The sequence below is a fragment of the Embleya scabrispora genome, from assembly GCF_002024165.1.
In the GTDB taxonomy this organism is placed as follows: Bacteria; Actinomycetota; Actinomycetes; order Streptomycetales; family Streptomycetaceae; genus Embleya; species Embleya scabrispora_A.
The window spans coordinates 4,690,953-4,706,665 of record NZ_MWQN01000001.1 but is presented as its reverse complement, the minus strand read 5'-3'; the positions used below and the strand labels follow the sequence as shown (position 1 = coordinate 4,706,665).

The window sequence follows — 15,713 nt, the reverse complement described above, 5'->3', positions numbered from 1 at the left end:
TGGGCTCGGTCGCGGCCGATACCGGATCGGGGACCAAGAGCGGTTGCGGGTGGCCGATGCGGGGCCGGCCCGAGTCGGTGGCGGGCCGCCGCCACCTCGGGCAAGCCGCGCGCCGGCCACCCGCAGCCGAAAGCGCGACGCCTGCCGGAGACACCCGACCCACTCGGGAACGCCCGCCCGGCAGACACGGCCCGGGCCCCACCCGGGTCCGCCGCCGGCCGCGTTTGCGCCGACCAACACACGCGCCTCGCCGGAAACCCAGGGCCGTGGAGCCCCGCACGCCGACGGCGGCCCACCCACCACAGACTCGGACTGGCCCCGCGGCCAGGGGCGCAGCGCGACCGCTCCGCGTCCCCAAGCTCGCCTGCCGGACCCGACTCGGCCGAGTCCGGCCCATCCGGCGCCCGGGGACGATGTCACGACGCGCGACGAGCGCCCGCGCTACCGGCCGTTGAAGGCGTCCTTCAGGCGCGAGAACAGCCCCTGTTGCCCCGGGGTGAACTGCCCCGACGGGCGTTCCTCGCCGCGCAGCTTGGCCAGGCGGCGGAGCAGTTCCTCCTGCTCGGGGTCGAGCTTGTTCGGCGTTTGGACCTCGACGTGTACGACCAGGTCGCCACGGCCGCCGCCGCGCAGGTGGGTGATGCCCCGCCCGTGCAGGGGGATCGACTGGCCCGACTGGGTGCCCGGGCGGATGTCGATCTCCTCCGTGCCGTCCAGCGTCTGCAGCGGCACCTTCGTGCCGAGCGACGCCGCCGTCATCGGGATGGTGACCGTGCAGTGCAGGTCGTCGCCGCGCCGCTGGAAGGTGGCGTGCGCGACCTCGACGATCTCCACGTAGAGATCGCCCGCCGGGCCGCCGCCGGGGCCGACCTCGCCCTCGCCCGCGAGCTGGATCCGCGTACCGCTGTCCACGCCCGCCGGGATCTTGACGGTGAGCGTGCGGCGCGCGCGGATGCGGCCGTCGCCCGCGCACTCGGGGCACGGGTGCGGGACCACGGTGCCGAAGCCCTGGCACTGCGGACACGGCCGCGACGTCATGACCTGGCCCAGGAACGACTTGGTGACCTGGCTGACCTCGCCCCGCCCGCGGCACATGTCGCAGGTCTGCGCCGTGGTGCCCGGGGCCGCGCCCTCGCCGTTGCACGTGTTGCACGTGACGGCGGTGTCCACCTGGATCTCCCGGGTGGTGCCGAACGCGGCCTCTTCGAGGGTGATCTCGATCCGGATCATCGCGTCCTGGCCGCGGCGCGTGCGCGAGCGCGGTCCGCGCTGGCTGGCCTGGCCGAAGAACGCGTCCATGATGTCGCTGAAGCCGAAGCCGGCCTGGCCGAAGCCACCACCTCCCCCGCCGCCCCCGGAGGACAGCGGGTCGCCGCCGAGGTCGTACATCTGACGCTTCTGCGGATCCGAAAGGACCTCGTAGGCGTTGTTGATCTCCTTGAACCGGTCCTGCGTCTTCGGGTCCGGATTGACGTCCGGGTGCAGCTCCCGAGCGAGCCGGCGGAAGGCCTTCTTGATTTCCTCCGGGGTGGCGTCGCGCCGTACCCCGAGGACCTCGTAGTAATCGGTAGCCAACTCTACGACTCCGCGAGGATCTGTCCGACGTACCGTGCCACGGCGCGCACCGCTCCCATCGTTCCGGGGTAGTCCATCCGGGTCGGCCCGAGCACTCCGAGCTTCGCCAGTGTTTCCTGCCCACTGCCGTATCCGACGGCGACCACCGAGGTCGCGGCCAGTCCTTCGTGCATGTTCTCGTGTCCGATCCGCACGACCATGCCCGGGTCGGTCGCCTCGCCCAACAGCCGCAGCAATACGACGTGTTCCTCGAGCGCTTCCAGGACCGGGCGGATCGTGTTCGGGAAGTCCATGCCGAAACGGGTCAGGTTGGCCGTCCCGGCCAGGACGACCTTCTCTTCCTTGTGCTCGACCAGGGTGTCGAGCAGGGTGGCCAGGATGTCCGCCACGATCGGCCGTTCCTCGGCGGTGAACGGCTCGGCGAGGTCCTGGACCAGCAACGGCACATCGGCGAACCGCTTGCCGGTGATGCGGCTGTTCAGCCGCGCCCGGACGTCGGCGAGCAGGTTCTCGCCGACCGGGCCCGGCGTGTCCATCACCCGCTGCTCGACCCGGCCCGTGCTGGTGATCAGCACGAGCATGACCCGGGTGGGCGCGAGGGTGAGCAACTCGACGTGCCGGATCGTCGAGCGGGTCAGCGAGGGGTATTGCACGACGGCGACCTGATGGGTCAGCTGCGCGAGCAGCCGGACCGTGCGGCCCACCACGTCGTCCAGGTCGACCGCGCCGGCCAGGAAGGTCTGGATCGCCCGGCGCTCGGCGCCGGACAGCGGCTTGACGCCCGCGAGCCGGTCGACGAACAGCCGGTAGCCCTTGTCGGTGGGCACCCGGCCGGCACTGGTGTGGGGCTGCGTGATGTAGCCCTCCTCCTCCAGCGCGGCCATGTCGTTGCGAATGGTGGCCGGGGAGACCCCGAGGTTGTGTCGGTCCGCGAGCGCCTTGGAGCCGACCGGCTCCTGGGTCGCCACGTAGTCCTGCACGATGGCACGCAGCACGTCCTGTTTCCGATCGTCGAGCATGGTGCGCACCTCCCTGACCCGTTCTTCCACCCATTGCCGTGTCGCGTAGGCGGTGGTTCGTCCCACTGGTTGGCACTCCGTCCCGCCGAGTGCCAGTGTACGGGTCACCCGATCCGGACCGTACCCCTGAGTCCGTGCCAAGGTTGACGCATGCTACGCGCCGAACAGCCGAAACACGCCACCTGGGAGCCGATCGGGCCGGGCGTACTGCGTCGTCGGTTGCCCGGGCTCGAACTGAATGTGGCGGTCGTCACGGGGCGGGACGGGATCCTGCTCGTGGACAGCGGTTCGCACGACCACGAGGCCGCCGACATCCTGGCCTCGCTGGCCCGCGAACTGCCCGGGCACGGATTGCCCGACCGGGTGGTCGCGGTGGTGAACACACACGGCCACTTCGACCACTGCTTCGGCAACGACGAGGTGCTGCGCGCCTTCCCCGACGCGGAGGTCTGGGGACACGCGGACCTGCCGGAGTATCTGGAGCGGTGGGCCGAGGCCGGTCGGGCGAGCGGCGTCGAGCACGGGTTCGACCCGGAACTGATGCGCGCCGCGCGGATCGTGCCGCCGACGCGCGCGGTGTCCGCGGGCACGCCGGTGACGGTGGACCTGGGCGGGCGCGAGGTGGTGCTGTTCGCGCCCGGTCGCGGGCACACCGACCACGACGTGGTCGTCCACGTGCCGGACTGCGGCGTGCTGATCGCCGGCGACATGGTGGAGGAGAGCGGGCCGCCGGTCTTCGGCTCGGACGCGTTCGCCGCCGAGTGGAGCGATTCGCTCGCCCGGGTGCGGGCGTTGGACGCGAGTGTCTGGCTGCCCGGACACGGCGCGGTGGTCGACGAGGAGTTCGTGATCCGGCAGAACCGTTGGCTGGCCGAGGTGGCCGCCGGGCGCGTCGTACCGGACTGACGTACCGTCACCCGGCTAGCGTCGTGGTCATGCGCAGTTATGGACCCGAGTCGCTGATCCCGGGATGGAAGAAGGACAAGCCGGTCCCGGAGGTCGCGGCCGAGCGCGATCTGGTGGTGGAGGAGGCGTCCACCGGCTTCTGCGGCGCGGTGGTCCGGGTGGAGAAGACCCCCGAGGGCTTCACCGTCACGCTGGAGGATCGGCACGGGCGCCTGCGGGTGTTCCCGATGGACCCGCGCGGGTTCCTGATCGACGGCGAGGTGGTCACCCTGGTCCGTCCGGCCGCCCCCGGTCCGGCCCGCACCCCGGGGCGCACCGCGTCGGGCTCGATCGCGGTACAGGGCGCCCGGGCCCGGGTCGCGCGCGCCGGGCGGATCTACGTCGAGGGCCGCCACGACGCCGAGTTGGTCGAGCGGGTGTGGGGCGACGACCTGCGGATCGAGGGCGTGGTCGTGGAGTATCTGGAGGGCGTCGACGATCTCCCGGACGTGGTCCGCGAGTTCGCGCCGGGCCCGGGTCGCCGCCTGGGCGTGCTGGTCGACCACCTGGTGCCCGGCTCCAAGGAGAGCCGGATCGCGAGTCGGGTGGGCGGAGACCACGTGCTGGTGGTGGGACACCCCTATATCGACGTCTGGCAGGCGGTACGCCCCGCCTCCGTCGGCATCGCGGCCTGGCCGGACGTCCCGCGCGGCGTCCCGTGGAAGGAGGGCGTCTGCGCGGCCCTCGGCTGGCCGGTGAACCCGCCCGCGGCCTGGCGCCGCATCCTCGCGGCGGTCGACTCGTACCGCGACCTGGAACCGGCCCTGCTCGGACGGGTCGAGGAACTCATCGACTTCGTGACGGCGCCGCCCGAGGGGTGAGGCCCGGGCGATGCGATGGCCGACCGTCACCACGTACGACCTGCGGCGCTACCGTACGGCGATGGCGCAGGAAGAGATCACCCTCGTATTGCCGGACTCGGCCGGGCCGAAGTATCGGATGTTCGGCGTGTCCGGCGCCGCGTTCGTCCGCTCCGCCCGCTCGGGTGACGGGGCGGCCCGGGAGACGCGCAAGGACTTCGCCGACCCGGCCGCCGCCGTGATCGCGCTGCGCCGGGAGGTGGGCAAGGCGATGCGCGCCGGGTTCGTCCGCCTGGGCGGGGCCGAGGACCCGGTGGTGCTGGAGTTCATGCCGCCGGGCAAGACCTCGTCCCGGGCCATGGACCTGCATCCGGACGGCCGCACCGTGCTGATCGCCTACGACGGCGCGATCCGGCTCGTGGACGTGGCGACCGGGGTGCGCCGCACGGTGCACGCGGTGCCCGCGGCCGAGCGGCCGACCGGCATCGCCACCGCGCTGTTCGACGCGACCGGTTCGGCCGTGGTCTACACCGTCGGCGGCTCGACCCGGCGGCTCGACCTGGGCACGCTGCACGAGGAACCGCTGGCCGATTACCGGCAGTTCGAGAACGCCCTGTTCAATCCGCACACCGTGCAGCCGGCCTGGGACGCGGCCCGGCGGCGCCTGGTGGTGTTCGACGCCGACGACCGGGTGCGCGTCCTGGACGCGGCCGGCGCGCCGGTCTGCGAGGTGTCCACCCGCTCGCCGGCCACCGAGTGCCGGGGCGCCGCGCTGTCCCCCTCGGGTCGGCTGCTCGCGGTGTGGCGGGTCGGTCGCGGGCTGGTGTACGGGCACCGGGACGCGAGCGAGGATCCGACCAACGAGGTCGAGGTGTGGGACGTGGAGGCCGGCCGGCCGGTCGCGCGGGTGCCGCTGGAGTGGGAGATCGGCGACCTCGGCTTCGATCCGAGCGAGACGCTGCTCCTGGTCAATCGGGGCCGCGTGCACGGGCCGTTCGCGATCTCGATCGACACCGGCGAGCCGGCCTGGCACCTGGGTGATCCGCACCACCCGAAGGGCTGGGCGACCTGCTACGCGTGGGCCTACTCGCCGGACGGCCGGCGGATCGCGGTGGGCGGTCATCGTACGAGCGCCCTGCGCGTGTACGACGCGGAGCTGCGCGAGCGCGGCGCCGTCGCCCTGCCCGGCTACGACGAACAACGCATCCGCCGCCTGGCCTTTTCCGCCGACGGCACCCTCCTGGCCACCGGCGGCGACTTCGGCCGGGTCTTCGTCCGGCGGGTGTGAGGCACGCGCCGACCGAAGAACTCGTCGACTTCGGGCACGGCGCCCCCTCGAAAGGTGACGCGCGGACCCCTGGTTCGTCACACGAACTTGCCGGTGCTCAGCGTCATCGAGAACGGCGCGGGAAGATCGATCTGCTTGCCGAAGGGACCGGCGTGGCTCTCCAGGTAGTCGTCGCCCTTCGGCGCCAGGAAGAGCGTGACCTTGCTCTGCTCTCGATCCACGAGCAGGTACAGCGGAATGCCGCTGCGGGCATAGGCCCGTCGCTTCTGTTCCCGATCGAAGCCGGCTCGATACGACGTCACCTCCAGGACCAGGGCAACCCCGGCGCACGGCATCCACGATTCGGCGTCCAGGAACAGGTCCAGTTCCTCGGGAGCGAACGTGCCGTCCGGAATGACATGGTTGGGGGCGGGTCCCCCGCCGGCGGCCACCACCAATCCCTTGCCACCGGAGAAATCCATCGGCACGGCCGAGCCGCTCAGAATCTGGCGAACCACCGCGCTGATGATGCGCTCGTGATTTCCCATCGGCGGTGGTGTCACGACGATGTCCCCCTCGATGAACTCGGCGCGGAAGCCCAAGGGGGTGTCCAACGCCAGGAAGCCGTCGAGCATGACGTCTTCCTGCGCGGGGATCTCGTGTGCCATGGCAGACATTCTGAACCCCTTCCGTAGTCGACGCGAGCATAGGGACGCGTCGTGCGGGCGACCGGAAAGTTTGGGTTCCGGTCACCCGCACGGGTGAACGACTATGCGGGGCGGCGCTACGGGGTCTTCGCCGAGGCCGACAACGCGGCGATCGAGTCGTCGGTGCAGTCCGCCCAGAAGGTGCCGACGACGTCTTCCAGCTGGGTCATCGAGTGGGCGGCGTACAGGATGTCCTGGTAGTGCGTGATGTCGTACTGCATCGTGCCCATCGCGACCAGGTCCAGGTCGCGGATGTCGACCGTGCGGAACTCGCGGATCTCGCCGTAGGAGGACAGGATCCCGGCGCCGTAGGCCTTGAGCGCGCCGCCCTCGTGCATGACGCCGAACTCGAGGGTGAACCAGAAGACCTTGGAGACGAACTCCAGCGCCTCGCGGCTCTCCACCCGGCGGGCCGCCTCGCCCGCGACCCGGTACAGCGCCGCGAAGCGGTCCGAGGCGAGCATGTTGGCGTGGCCGATCACCTCGTGCACGACGTCCGGCTCGGGGGTGTACAGCGGCACGCTGTGGTGGCGGATGTACTGCGTGGAGTGGAAGTACGAGTCGGCCAGCGACCCGTAGAAGTCGCGCAGCGGGACCAGGCCGGCCGCGGGCAGGTAGCGAAAGCCCGTGAGCGGCTGCAGCGCCTCGCTGACCTCCTCCAACTGGGGGATCCGCTCGGTCGGCAGCTTCAGGCGCGCGGCGCCGTCCAGGTAGTCCGCGACCGCGTACTCCGCGTGCGAGGCGGACAACTCCCGGGAGACCAGGCGCCAGACCTCGTGCTCCTCGTCGGTGTACTCGACCTCCGGGATCGGGTCGCCGCGCCGGTGGTCCAGGGCCAGCCCCGCGATCCGGTTCCGGCGTTCGCGGTACACCTCGTCCGCGAACCCCGGGTGGCTGCGGGACAGCTCGACCTCGACTCCGCCGTCGGCCCTACGGGTGACCGGGGCCAGATACTGGGCCTCCTCGAACATGCCATCTCCTGATCGCATCGGAATCGACTCGCCGGACAAGTCGCGGCACCCACGCAACCAGTATGCGCCGTTTTCATGCCTTTCAGACCGATCGGGTCGGGGGCCACGGCAACGGGAATCAGCTGCGAGGGATCGCCTCGACGTCCTCATCGCATCATCCGGACGGGCGTCACACAAGGGGCACAGGGGTGCAGACGACCGCGCCGAACGCACTGTCCACAGACCGAGACGGGATTCCCGCCCGCGTGACAGGATCGCCCGTACATCGGGGAGGGCACCGTCGAGAGGGGGCGCGGTGGTGGATTCACACGGCATCGCCGGGGATCGGGCGAGGCGACGCGAGGTGGTGGAGGCACTCACCGAGACCTCCGACCACCTCGACTTCGCGTTGGCGATGGTCCGCCGCATCGTCGGCGACCAGGAACGGCTCGGGGAACTGACCGCGCGCATCCGCGAGATCGAGACCCGGCTCCGGGACGACCGCTACTACCTGGCGGTGATCGGCGAGTTCTCGGCCGGCAAGAGCACCTTCGTCAACGCGCTGCTGGCCGACGATCTGCTGCCCACCTCCGCACTGCCGACCACCGGCGCCGCGACTCGGATCACCCACGGGGAGGAGCTCTCCGTCGAGGTGCGCTTCACCGGCCACGGGATCCGCTATGTGTACCCCTCCGGGCGGTACACCGGGGCGGACAGCCCGCTCGGCCGGATGCTCGCGCACCTCGCGCCGGACACCCCGATCCCCGAGGACACCGCCGGCATCCTGCGCCTGCTCACCGCCGACGGGGCGATCGCCCCGCAGGTGCAGAGCCTGGAGGTCCGCCACCCCGCGCCGGCCCTGCGCGACGGCCTGGTGATCATCGACACGCCCGGAACCAACGCCCGGGCAGGTCACACGGAGATCACGCGCGCGGTGATGCGCGACGTCGCCGACGTGGCGGCCGTACTGACCGCGTCCACGTCGCCGTCGCCGGTGTCGCTGACCGAATTCCTCACCGATGCGCTCGATCCGGGGCAATTGCGCCGCTGCATCATCCTCGTCACCAAGATGGACCACATCGACGAGGACGAACGGGACGATCTGCTCGCCCACGTCCGACAGCGGTTCGCCCGGATGCTCGGTGTGCCCGACCCGGTCCTGGAACCGGTCGCCGCCGAGCCGGTCGTGCGGCTGGCCACCGGACGGCCCCTGCGCGGCCCCGAACAGGAGCACTGGGCCCAGGAGTTTCCGCGCACCGTGGCCCGGCTGCGCGACCTGATGCGGCGCCAGCGCATCGTCGCGGTCTCCGACCACCTGCTGCGACTGCTCGAGGACCTGCTCGACGAGTTGCGCCGCGAGGTGACCCTGGCCGAGCAGCGGCTCGACGCCGAGGAGGCGGAGTTGGCCGAGGCGAGGATCGCCGACATGGCCGCCTTCGTCCGGGCCCAGCACGGCGAGACCGCTCGCCTGCTCGGCGCCGGCGCCCAGCGTGCCCAGCAGGCGGTCGGCGGCATGGCCCCGCAGTGGTGGGGCTACACCCGCGACGAGATCGATCGGGCCCTGAACCGCGCGAACACCCCCGACGAACTGCGCGCGGTGCTCGCCGAACAGGCCCCCGAACTGATCCGGCGCGGCCTGCCCCGGATCGGCGACATCGTGCAACAGGCGGTCACCGGCGCGTTGTCGACGGCGGCCGAGACCGCGCGCTCGGCCGTGGACACCGCGTTCGCCGCCGCCTACGCCCGCCTCGGCGCGGTGGCCCGACCGGCCGGATCGGACGCGGTCACCGTGTTGACCGGGCATCAACTCGCGGACGCGGCGATGCGGGCGTACGAGAGTTCCGTCACGGGGGTGACCCAGCAGATCCGAGCCGTCCGGCTCGACCCGACCGCGCCCAAAACCCCGGGCGCGCGGATCGGCGGCGCCCTGGACCAGTGGTTCGGCGGCACCCGCAACGGCTCCCCGGGCACTCCTCCCGGGCGGATCGGATTCGGCGGATTCATCGCCAAAGTGGCCGATTCGTTGTCATCCACCGACATGACGGCCCTGCGGAACCACGCACGCGCCGAAATGCATCAGACACTGCGAACCGTCGCGGACGGTTTGTCCGGACAGATCGACGAGGCCGTGCGCACGGCCACCACGCACTACTCGCAGGACGTCTCGGAACACGTGGACCGCTACCGGGCCACCTACGAGGCGACGGTCGCCGAACTGGTGGCCGAACATCAACGCCGCGAGGATATTCTCGCGGCTCGCAGAAACCTGTTGCAGGACGCGGACAGGCAGACGGAACGGCGTCGCGCCACGGTGAACAGCCAACGCGAACGCCTAACGCACCGGGGGGATTTCGGCTGATGAGCGATTACACGCACGACGACGACCTGTTCGCGGTGGTCTCCGACGACACCATCGACACAGTGGACACCGCCGACGGGGGAAGCGTCGGGGCGGCGCCACTGTGGGAGACCGACGCGGCCGGCGGATTCAACGGCGCCTACCCGAACTCCACCCTTCCCTACACGGATCCCAACTTCGATCCGCTGCACGACCCCAACTACGACCCGTTCCACGCGGACAGCGACGGCGACGGCAAGGTCGACGCCTGGGACCCGAAGGCGTTCGACCCGACCGACGGCAACCAGCCCACGCCCAGTCAGCAGTGGCACGACGACCAGGTGAACAACCCGTACCTGGACCCGTACGACCCGTACGCGGATCCCTACGGCGACCCGTACGGCAGCGACCCGTACGGCGATCCGTACGGCGACCCCTACGGCACCGACCCGTACGCCGACCCGGCCTCGTACGACCCGAGCACCTACACCGAGGCGACGCCCGCTTCGTGGGGCGCGGTCTACGACGACCAGGGCAACTGGACCTACCACGCGCCGGACTGGGCGCCGGAGCAGTTCCAGGGCACCGGCGACCCGGTCGGCGACGCCAAGTACTGGCACCAGCAGGCCGGCGACACCAGCTGCGCGGTGGTCTCCCAGGGCATGATCCTGGAGAAGCTCACCGGCATGCCGATGGACGAGAACGCGCTGGTGACCGAGGCCCAGCAGGCGGGCATCTACGACCCCGCCAACGGCACCAAGACCGGCGACATCGGCAAGCTGCTCGAAATGCACGGCGTGGACACGGACATGGTCCCGGGCGCCGACATGCGGCAGATGCTCGACGCCCTGCAGAAGGGCGACCAGGTGATCGTCGCCCTCGACGCGCAGGAGATCTGGTCGCCGCTGCACGACGCGACCACCGGCGCGCCGCTGGAGCAGGACCCCACGATGGGGCACGCGGTGTGGGTGACCGGCGTCGACACCCGGCCCGACGGGTCGACGTACGTGCTGCTCAACGACCCGGGCGCGCCATTCGGCAAGGTCGAGCCGATTCCGCTGGCCGACTTCGTCAACGCGTGGCAGGACCGGGACACCACGATGATCGTGGCCCACCCCACGCACGCCTGATCGTTCGACACCAGCACACATTCGACGGGAGTAGGGACCACACATGTCGTTCGATCGTGAACACGTGCTGCGCCAGGCCGCGCAGGTACAACCACGCCGCCGTCCGGGCGTCGCGGGTCTGCTGAGCGGGATCCATCGCAGCGACGAGCTGCGCGGCTGGATCACCATGGAGTCGGTGGCGCTGCCGCCGGTACCGGAGCGGACCGCCGACGGCTGGACGTTGTGGAGCCTGATCGGGGTCGGCAAGGCCACCCCGGCACGGCGGGAGTTGCCGATCCATCCGGTCTGGGGCGCGGTCCAGTGGGCCTGGCCGAGCGAGAACGTGCTGCGGCACGTCAAGCTGAGCGAGCTGCCCGAGGTCGCGGCATCGGTCGAGGGCACCATCTCGGACGTGTCCGCCTGGACGTTGTCGATGCAGCCGGACGCACTGGCGGAACGGGCCCGCTTCTTCCAGTCGCTCGGTCGATTCCTGGCCGATCCGGAGGCGGACGCGCGCGGCGGACCGAAGATCCTCGCCGGGCTCTACGCGCGGGTGATGCCCGTGGGGGCGGTGGCCGCGTACCACCGGCTGGTGCCGTCGACCGCCTCGTGGCTGCGTGCGGGTGCACCGCGTGAGGCGGGCGCGCGGCGCGACTCGGGCGACTCGCCCACCGGCCGACCCGGCCCGTCGGGGCAGACGGCGGACCGGAGGCAGGCCCCGGCTCCGGGTCCGCGCCCGGCGGGCGACGACTCTTTGGGTACGCCGGGGCCGAACCAGGGGTGGGCGGGGCGCGTCGGCGGTGGGCCGGGTGCGGGTGCGCCGGGTGCGGGTGCGCCGGGTGCGGGTGCGCCGGGTGCGGCCGGGCCCGGCGCCGGTTCGGCGCACGCCGGGCCGGCCGGGCAGAGCACGCCGGCGGTGGTGGCGCCGACCGCGCCTCGGCCGCCGGCGCCGCGGCCGGGCGCCGAAGCCCCCGCCGCGCCGGTGTCGGCTCCGCCGCTCGCCCCCGCCCCTTCCGCCACGCCTCCCGGCTCGGTGACGAGCCTGGTCCGGCAGGCGCCGTCGGCGACCACGCTCGGCCGGCGGATCAACGACGCGCACACCATCGCCACCGACTTCGGTCTGGACGCGATCGCCGCCGAGCTGGACCGGTTGCGCGCGCGGATGCGCCGACCGGGGCTGCGGATCGCGGTGGTCGGCGAGTTCGGCCGCGGCAAGACGTCGCTGATCAACCGGCTGCTCGGCGCCCCCGTGCTGCCCGAGGGCCGGCACACCCCGGTGCCGCTGGTGGTCGTGGCCGGACCCGAGCCGCGCCTGGAGTTGCAGTTCGCCGACGGGCACGCCGAGCCGCGTCCGGCGGTGGCCGCGACCTGGGACGAGGTGTCCCGGCTCGGCGCGGACCGCGACTCCGAGGCCGCCTCCCGCCTGGTCGGCGTGCGGGTCCTGGTGGCCGAGCCCGAACTGGCCCGCCTGGACGTCGAGTTGGTGGACACCCCCGGCGTCAACGCGGGCCGGGGCAAGGGCGAGGACGCGGAGGACCTGGACCGCCGCACCGAGGACCTGGTCCGCCGTACGGTCGCGGCCAGCGACGCGGTGCTGATGGTGGTCTCCGCGAGCGCGCCGCTCGGCCTGTCCGAGACCGCGTTCCTGGAGGAGGAGGTGATCGCCCGGCACGTGCCGCGGATCACCGTGGTGGTGTCCAAGCTGGACACCGTCGACGAGGACGAGCGCGAGGACATCGTCGACTACCTCGGCGGCCGGGTGCGCCGCATCTCGCCGACGCTGCAGGTTTTGGCCGGCCCGCATCGCGAGGACGCCTCGCCCGCGGCCGGCGTGTACGCGCGGATCACCGAATACACCACCTCCGGCGGACGGCGCAGCATGCGCTCGCGCCAGACGGCGGGCCAACTGCTCGCGCTGCTCGACGAGATGGCGGGCCTGGGCCGGGACGGACTGGCCGCCGCGGCGCTCGGCGAGACGGAACGGCGGCGCGCCGTCGAGGAGTCCGAGGTGGAGATCGACCGGATGGCCGGCGAATGGGGCCGGGTCCGGGTCGAACTCCAGCAGCGCCGCACGCAGACGTCGGAGAAGTTCCGCGAGCACCTGCAACTCTCGCGCGGGGACCTGTTGGACACGCTGCGCTACGAACTCGAACGCGCGCCCGACGCCCGGACCTGGTGGGAACGCGATCTGCCGTTCCGGTTGCGCCGCGAACTGACCGCGCTGGCCAAGAAGTTCGAAGCCCAGCTGCACTCCAGCGTGCAGGCCGACGTGCAGTGGCTGGACGCGAAGATGAAGCTGCACTTCGGGCGCGGAAGCGGCTACCGCCTCGAGAAGGTCGAGCAGTTGTCCACCGAGTTCGAGCTCGGCGAGGCGGAGTCGTTGGGCCTGAAGGACCTCAAGAGCCGCAAGCTGGCCTGGCGGATCGGCCCGACCGGTGTCGCCGTGCTCGGCGCGCTGCTGATCCCGCTCACCGGCGGCGTCTCCGCGCTGCCGATGGGCGCGAGCATGGCGGCGTCGGCCGGAGGCATGGTGCTCGGCGAGGTCAAGTCGACCTCGCTGACCGAGGCACAGCGCGCGCAGGCGATGAAGGCCCTGGAGCCGGTGGTCGAGGAGGTCCTCGGCGGCTTCTCCGAGGAGGTCTCCAAGCGGCTGCACACGCTGTACGCCGGAGTGATGGACGAGGCGGTGCGCGGCCAGCGGGCCTGGCGCACCGATCGGCAGACCGCGCTGGCCAAGGTCGGCGCCGATGGGCCCGCATGGCAGGATCTGGTCTCGCGCAGCGAGCAGCTGGCGGTCCAGCTCAACACCATGCTGGGCGCCAGAGGCTAGTGCCGGACGCCGATGCCGGGACCGGAGCAGGTCCCGGCATCGGGCAGCCGTCGAGGAGGGGAGCGGTCAGGTGGACACGGGTCACGGGGCGGCCGATGGGGCCTACGCGGGCTACGGCGCGTGGCGGGCACGGCAGGAGACCCTGGTCGGCCTGATCGATCGGCTCACGCCGATCGTGGCCGGGCTGCGCATCGGCGCGGGCGTCAAGAAGCTGGACTCGCTGAAGCAGCGCGCCGCGTCCGAGGCGTTCAAGGTGATGATCGTCGGCGAGTTCAAGCGCGGCAAGAGCACCGTGATCAACTCGATGCTCGGCGAGAAGGTGCTGCCCTCCTTCGCCCGACCGTGCACCGCGATCATCAACGAGGTGACGTGGGGCGACACCCGCTCGGCGCTGATCTATCCGCTGGAGGCGGACGGCAGTGCCGGTGAGCCGCTGACCGTCGGCGTGGACGAGATCGCCGACTACGTCACCATCGGCGCGGACGACGACAACACCCCGAACCCGTACGAGCGGGCGGTCGTGCGCTGGCCGCTCGAACTGTGCCGCAACGGCGTGGTGGTGGTCGACTCCCCCGGCCTGAACGAGGCGCCGGAGCGGGAGAAGGTCACCCTCAACTATCTCGAACAGGCCGACGTGCTCGTGTTCGTGGTGGACTGTCAGGCCGCGATGTCGCGCAGCGAACAGCTGTTCCTGGACGTGCACGTCAAGGCGCGCGGCCACGAGGACGTCTTCTACGTCGGCAACAAGATCAACCTCGTCGAGGAGGAGGAACGCGAGGACGTGCAGCGGGAGATCCGCAAGCGCCTGTCGCCGTACCTCTCCCGCCCGGACCGGGTCTTCTTCGTCAACGCCCGGGCCGCGTTGACCGGTCGGCAAAAGGGCGACCCGGACCTGCTGGCCGGGTCCGGGATGCCCGAACTCGAACGCGGCCTGGAGGAGTTCCTGACCCGCGAGCGCGGCCGGGCCAAGATCCTGTCCCCCGCCCGGGAGCTCAAGTACCTGCTGATCGAGGCGCGCGAGCAGATCGACCGCAAGGAGGCGCTGCTCACCCAGGACGTGGAGGAGTTGCGCGCCACCTACGAGCGGGTCCAGGGTCCGCTGACCCGCCTGGAGCAGAACCGACGGGTGATCGTCGCGCAGATGGAGGAGCACCTGCGCGAGACCCGCGGCGAGGTCGAGGGCGCGACCCGGCGGTTCATGGACCGGGTCGCCGCGAACATCCCGACCTGGGCGCAGGAATACGACCCGAGCAACACCATCGGCGCCAACCCGTTCAACGCCCGGGAGAAGATGGAGGCGGCGGTCAAGGAGATCACCGACCATCTCTCCGGGCGGGTCCAGGTCGAGTTCGCGCAGTGGCAGGAGAACGAGCTCAAGCCGCTCGTCGCGCGCCGTGTCGAGGACATGGAGCGGATGATCGACGACGACGTGAAGCAGTTCGTCACGCGCATCGACGAGATCCGCGCCTCGCTCACCGCCGGGCCGGTGGGCACGGAGGAGGACGGCAAACCCTCGACGCCGATCGAGCGACTGCTCGCGGACGCGGTCAGCTTCGTACTCGACCCGGCGACGGCGGTCTCCGGCGGCAAGTTCAACCTGCGCTCGATGCTCACCGCCCTGCTCCCGCAGATCGCGGTCGGCACGGCGGCTTTTCTGGTCGGCCTCGGGCCGTTCGTGATCCTGGGCGCGGTACTGGGCTCGACCGTGTTCAAGGGCGCCCTGCAACTGAACAAGGCCAACCGCCGGCTCAAGGAGCAGGTGGCCGAGCAGGTCCAGCTGGAACTGCGCAAGCAGGCCGACACCGATGTCACCAACCTGGGCGAAGAGGTCGTCAAACAACTCCGCAAGATGCGCGACGCGATCGCCCAGGGCCTGGACGCGGAGATCAAATCCATCCGCGACGAGGTAGGCGCAGCCCTGCGCACGAAGGAACAGGGCGAATCCGACGCAAAGCGCGAAAGCACAGAAATGCGCCGCTACGCCCAGGAACTAAACCGAGTCGACGAATCCTTGGCCGACTTGATCATGGACGTAGCAATGTAAACCCCCCGAACCCTTCGAGCCCGGCCGAGCAAAGCCGGCCCGGCCGGCCGCACCAACACACAAGATCCCGCAGGCCATCAACACTCAAAGCCACCAACCAATCAGCCCCGCCGGCGCTTGAGGCGAAAC

Annotated in this window: 11 protein-coding genes; 7 read left to right on the top strand and 4 right to left on the bottom strand. The window is 71.3% G+C overall.

The features are described from left to right. Window positions 1-441: 441 nt before the first annotated feature. Together dnaJ and hrcA are read right to left on the bottom strand one after the other, a co-directional pair. Complete coding sequence (gene dnaJ, locus B4N89_RS20960; protein ID WP_078977376.1) at window positions 442-1,575, bottom strand: molecular chaperone DnaJ; 1,134 nt, start codon at window positions 1,573-1,575, stop codon at window positions 442-444. 2 nt (window positions 1,576-1,577) lie between these two features. Then, complete coding sequence (hrcA, locus tag B4N89_RS20955; protein WP_078979500.1) at window positions 1,578-2,594, bottom strand: heat-inducible transcriptional repressor HrcA; 1,017 nt, start codon at window positions 2,592-2,594, stop codon at window positions 1,578-1,580. Window positions 2,595-2,744: 150 nt separating this feature from the next. On the opposite strand from hrcA, the gene B4N89_RS20950 reads away from it, so the two are divergent. The 3 genes from B4N89_RS20950 to B4N89_RS20940 are packed head-to-tail and all read left to right on the top strand — an operon-like array spanning window position 2,745 to window position 5,627. Next, a complete protein-coding gene (locus B4N89_RS20950) occupies window positions 2,745-3,500 on the top strand; it encodes an MBL fold metallo-hydrolase (protein ID WP_078977375.1) in 756 nt (251 codons plus the stop codon). A gap of 29 nt (window positions 3,501-3,529) precedes the next feature. Next, window positions 3,530-4,360, top strand: a complete 831-nt coding sequence (locus B4N89_RS20945; RefSeq protein ID WP_078979499.1) for a DUF3097 domain-containing protein — start codon at window positions 3,530-3,532, stop codon at window positions 4,358-4,360. A 10-nt stretch (window positions 4,361-4,370) separates the two neighbouring features. Continuing rightward, window positions 4,371-5,627: a WD40 repeat domain-containing protein gene (locus B4N89_RS20940; RefSeq protein ID WP_078977374.1), complete on the top strand. Its 1,257-nt coding sequence runs from the start codon at window positions 4,371-4,373 to the stop codon at window positions 5,625-5,627. A gap of 77 nt (window positions 5,628-5,704) precedes the next feature. Here the strand turns inward: B4N89_RS20940 and B4N89_RS20935 are convergent, their stop codons facing one another. Both B4N89_RS20935 and B4N89_RS20930 read right to left on the bottom strand, forming a co-directional pair. Continuing rightward, window positions 5,705-6,274 (bottom strand): Uma2 family endonuclease, encoded by a 570-nt coding sequence (locus B4N89_RS20935; RefSeq protein ID WP_078977373.1) that lies wholly within the window; start codon window positions 6,272-6,274, stop codon window positions 5,705-5,707. 116 nt (window positions 6,275-6,390) lie between these two features. Beyond that, on the bottom strand, window positions 6,391-7,284 hold the full coding sequence (locus B4N89_RS20930) for a phenylalanine 4-monooxygenase (protein ID WP_078977372.1): 894 nt from the start codon (window positions 7,282-7,284) through the stop codon (window positions 6,391-6,393). A gap of 295 nt (window positions 7,285-7,579) precedes the next feature. Between B4N89_RS20930 and B4N89_RS20925 the strand changes: the two genes are divergently transcribed. The 4 genes from B4N89_RS20925 (at window position 7,580) to B4N89_RS20910 (ending at window position 15,584) form a co-directional block, all read left to right on the top strand. Further along, window positions 7,580-9,622, top strand: coding sequence for a dynamin family protein (locus B4N89_RS20925; RefSeq protein ID WP_161500772.1), 2,043 nt, complete (start codon window positions 7,580-7,582; stop codon window positions 9,620-9,622). Beyond that, window positions 9,622-10,731 (top strand): hypothetical protein, encoded by a 1,110-nt coding sequence (locus tag B4N89_RS20920; RefSeq protein ID WP_078977370.1) that lies wholly within the window; start codon window positions 9,622-9,624, stop codon window positions 10,729-10,731. The genes B4N89_RS20925 and B4N89_RS20920 overlap by 1 nt, the downstream gene beginning before the upstream one ends. Before the next feature lie 43 nt (window positions 10,732-10,774). After that, window positions 10,775-13,540 carry a dynamin family protein gene (locus tag B4N89_RS20915; RefSeq protein WP_078977369.1) on the top strand — a complete coding sequence of 922 codons (2,766 nt, stop codon included), beginning with the start codon at window positions 10,775-10,777 and terminating at the stop codon, window positions 13,538-13,540. Between the two features lie 70 nt (window positions 13,541-13,610). Then, complete coding sequence (locus tag B4N89_RS20910; RefSeq protein WP_161500771.1) at window positions 13,611-15,584, top strand: dynamin family protein; 1,974 nt, start codon at window positions 13,611-13,613, stop codon at window positions 15,582-15,584. Window positions 15,585-15,713: the final 129 nt, after the last annotated feature.

What these genes read in the sequence shown, in the direction of transcription:
- B4N89_RS20915 (WP_078977369.1), top strand. Translation starts at nt 10,775, where the DNA reads ATGTCGTTCGATCGTGAACACGTGCTGCGCCAGGCCGCGCAGGTACAA.
- B4N89_RS20950 (WP_078977375.1), top strand. Translation starts at nt 2,745, where the DNA reads ATGCTACGCGCCGAACAGCCGAAACACGCCACCTGGGAGCCGATCGGG.
- B4N89_RS20920 (WP_078977370.1), top strand. Translation starts at nt 9,622, where the DNA reads ATGAGCGATTACACGCACGACGACGACCTGTTCGCGGTGGTCTCCGAC.
- B4N89_RS20945 (WP_078979499.1), top strand. Translation starts at nt 3,530, where the DNA reads ATGCGCAGTTATGGACCCGAGTCGCTGATCCCGGGATGGAAGAAGGAC.
- B4N89_RS20930 (WP_078977372.1), bottom strand. Translation starts at nt 7,284, where the DNA reads ATGTTCGAGGAGGCCCAGTATCTGGCCCCGGTCACCCGTAGGGCCGAC.
- hrcA (WP_078979500.1), bottom strand. Translation starts at nt 2,594, where the DNA reads ATGCTCGACGATCGGAAACAGGACGTGCTGCGTGCCATCGTGCAGGAC.
- B4N89_RS20935 (WP_078977373.1), bottom strand. Translation starts at nt 6,274, where the DNA reads ATGGCACACGAGATCCCCGCGCAGGAAGACGTCATGCTCGACGGCTTC.
- B4N89_RS20940 (WP_078977374.1), top strand. Translation starts at nt 4,371, where the DNA reads ATGCGATGGCCGACCGTCACCACGTACGACCTGCGGCGCTACCGTACG.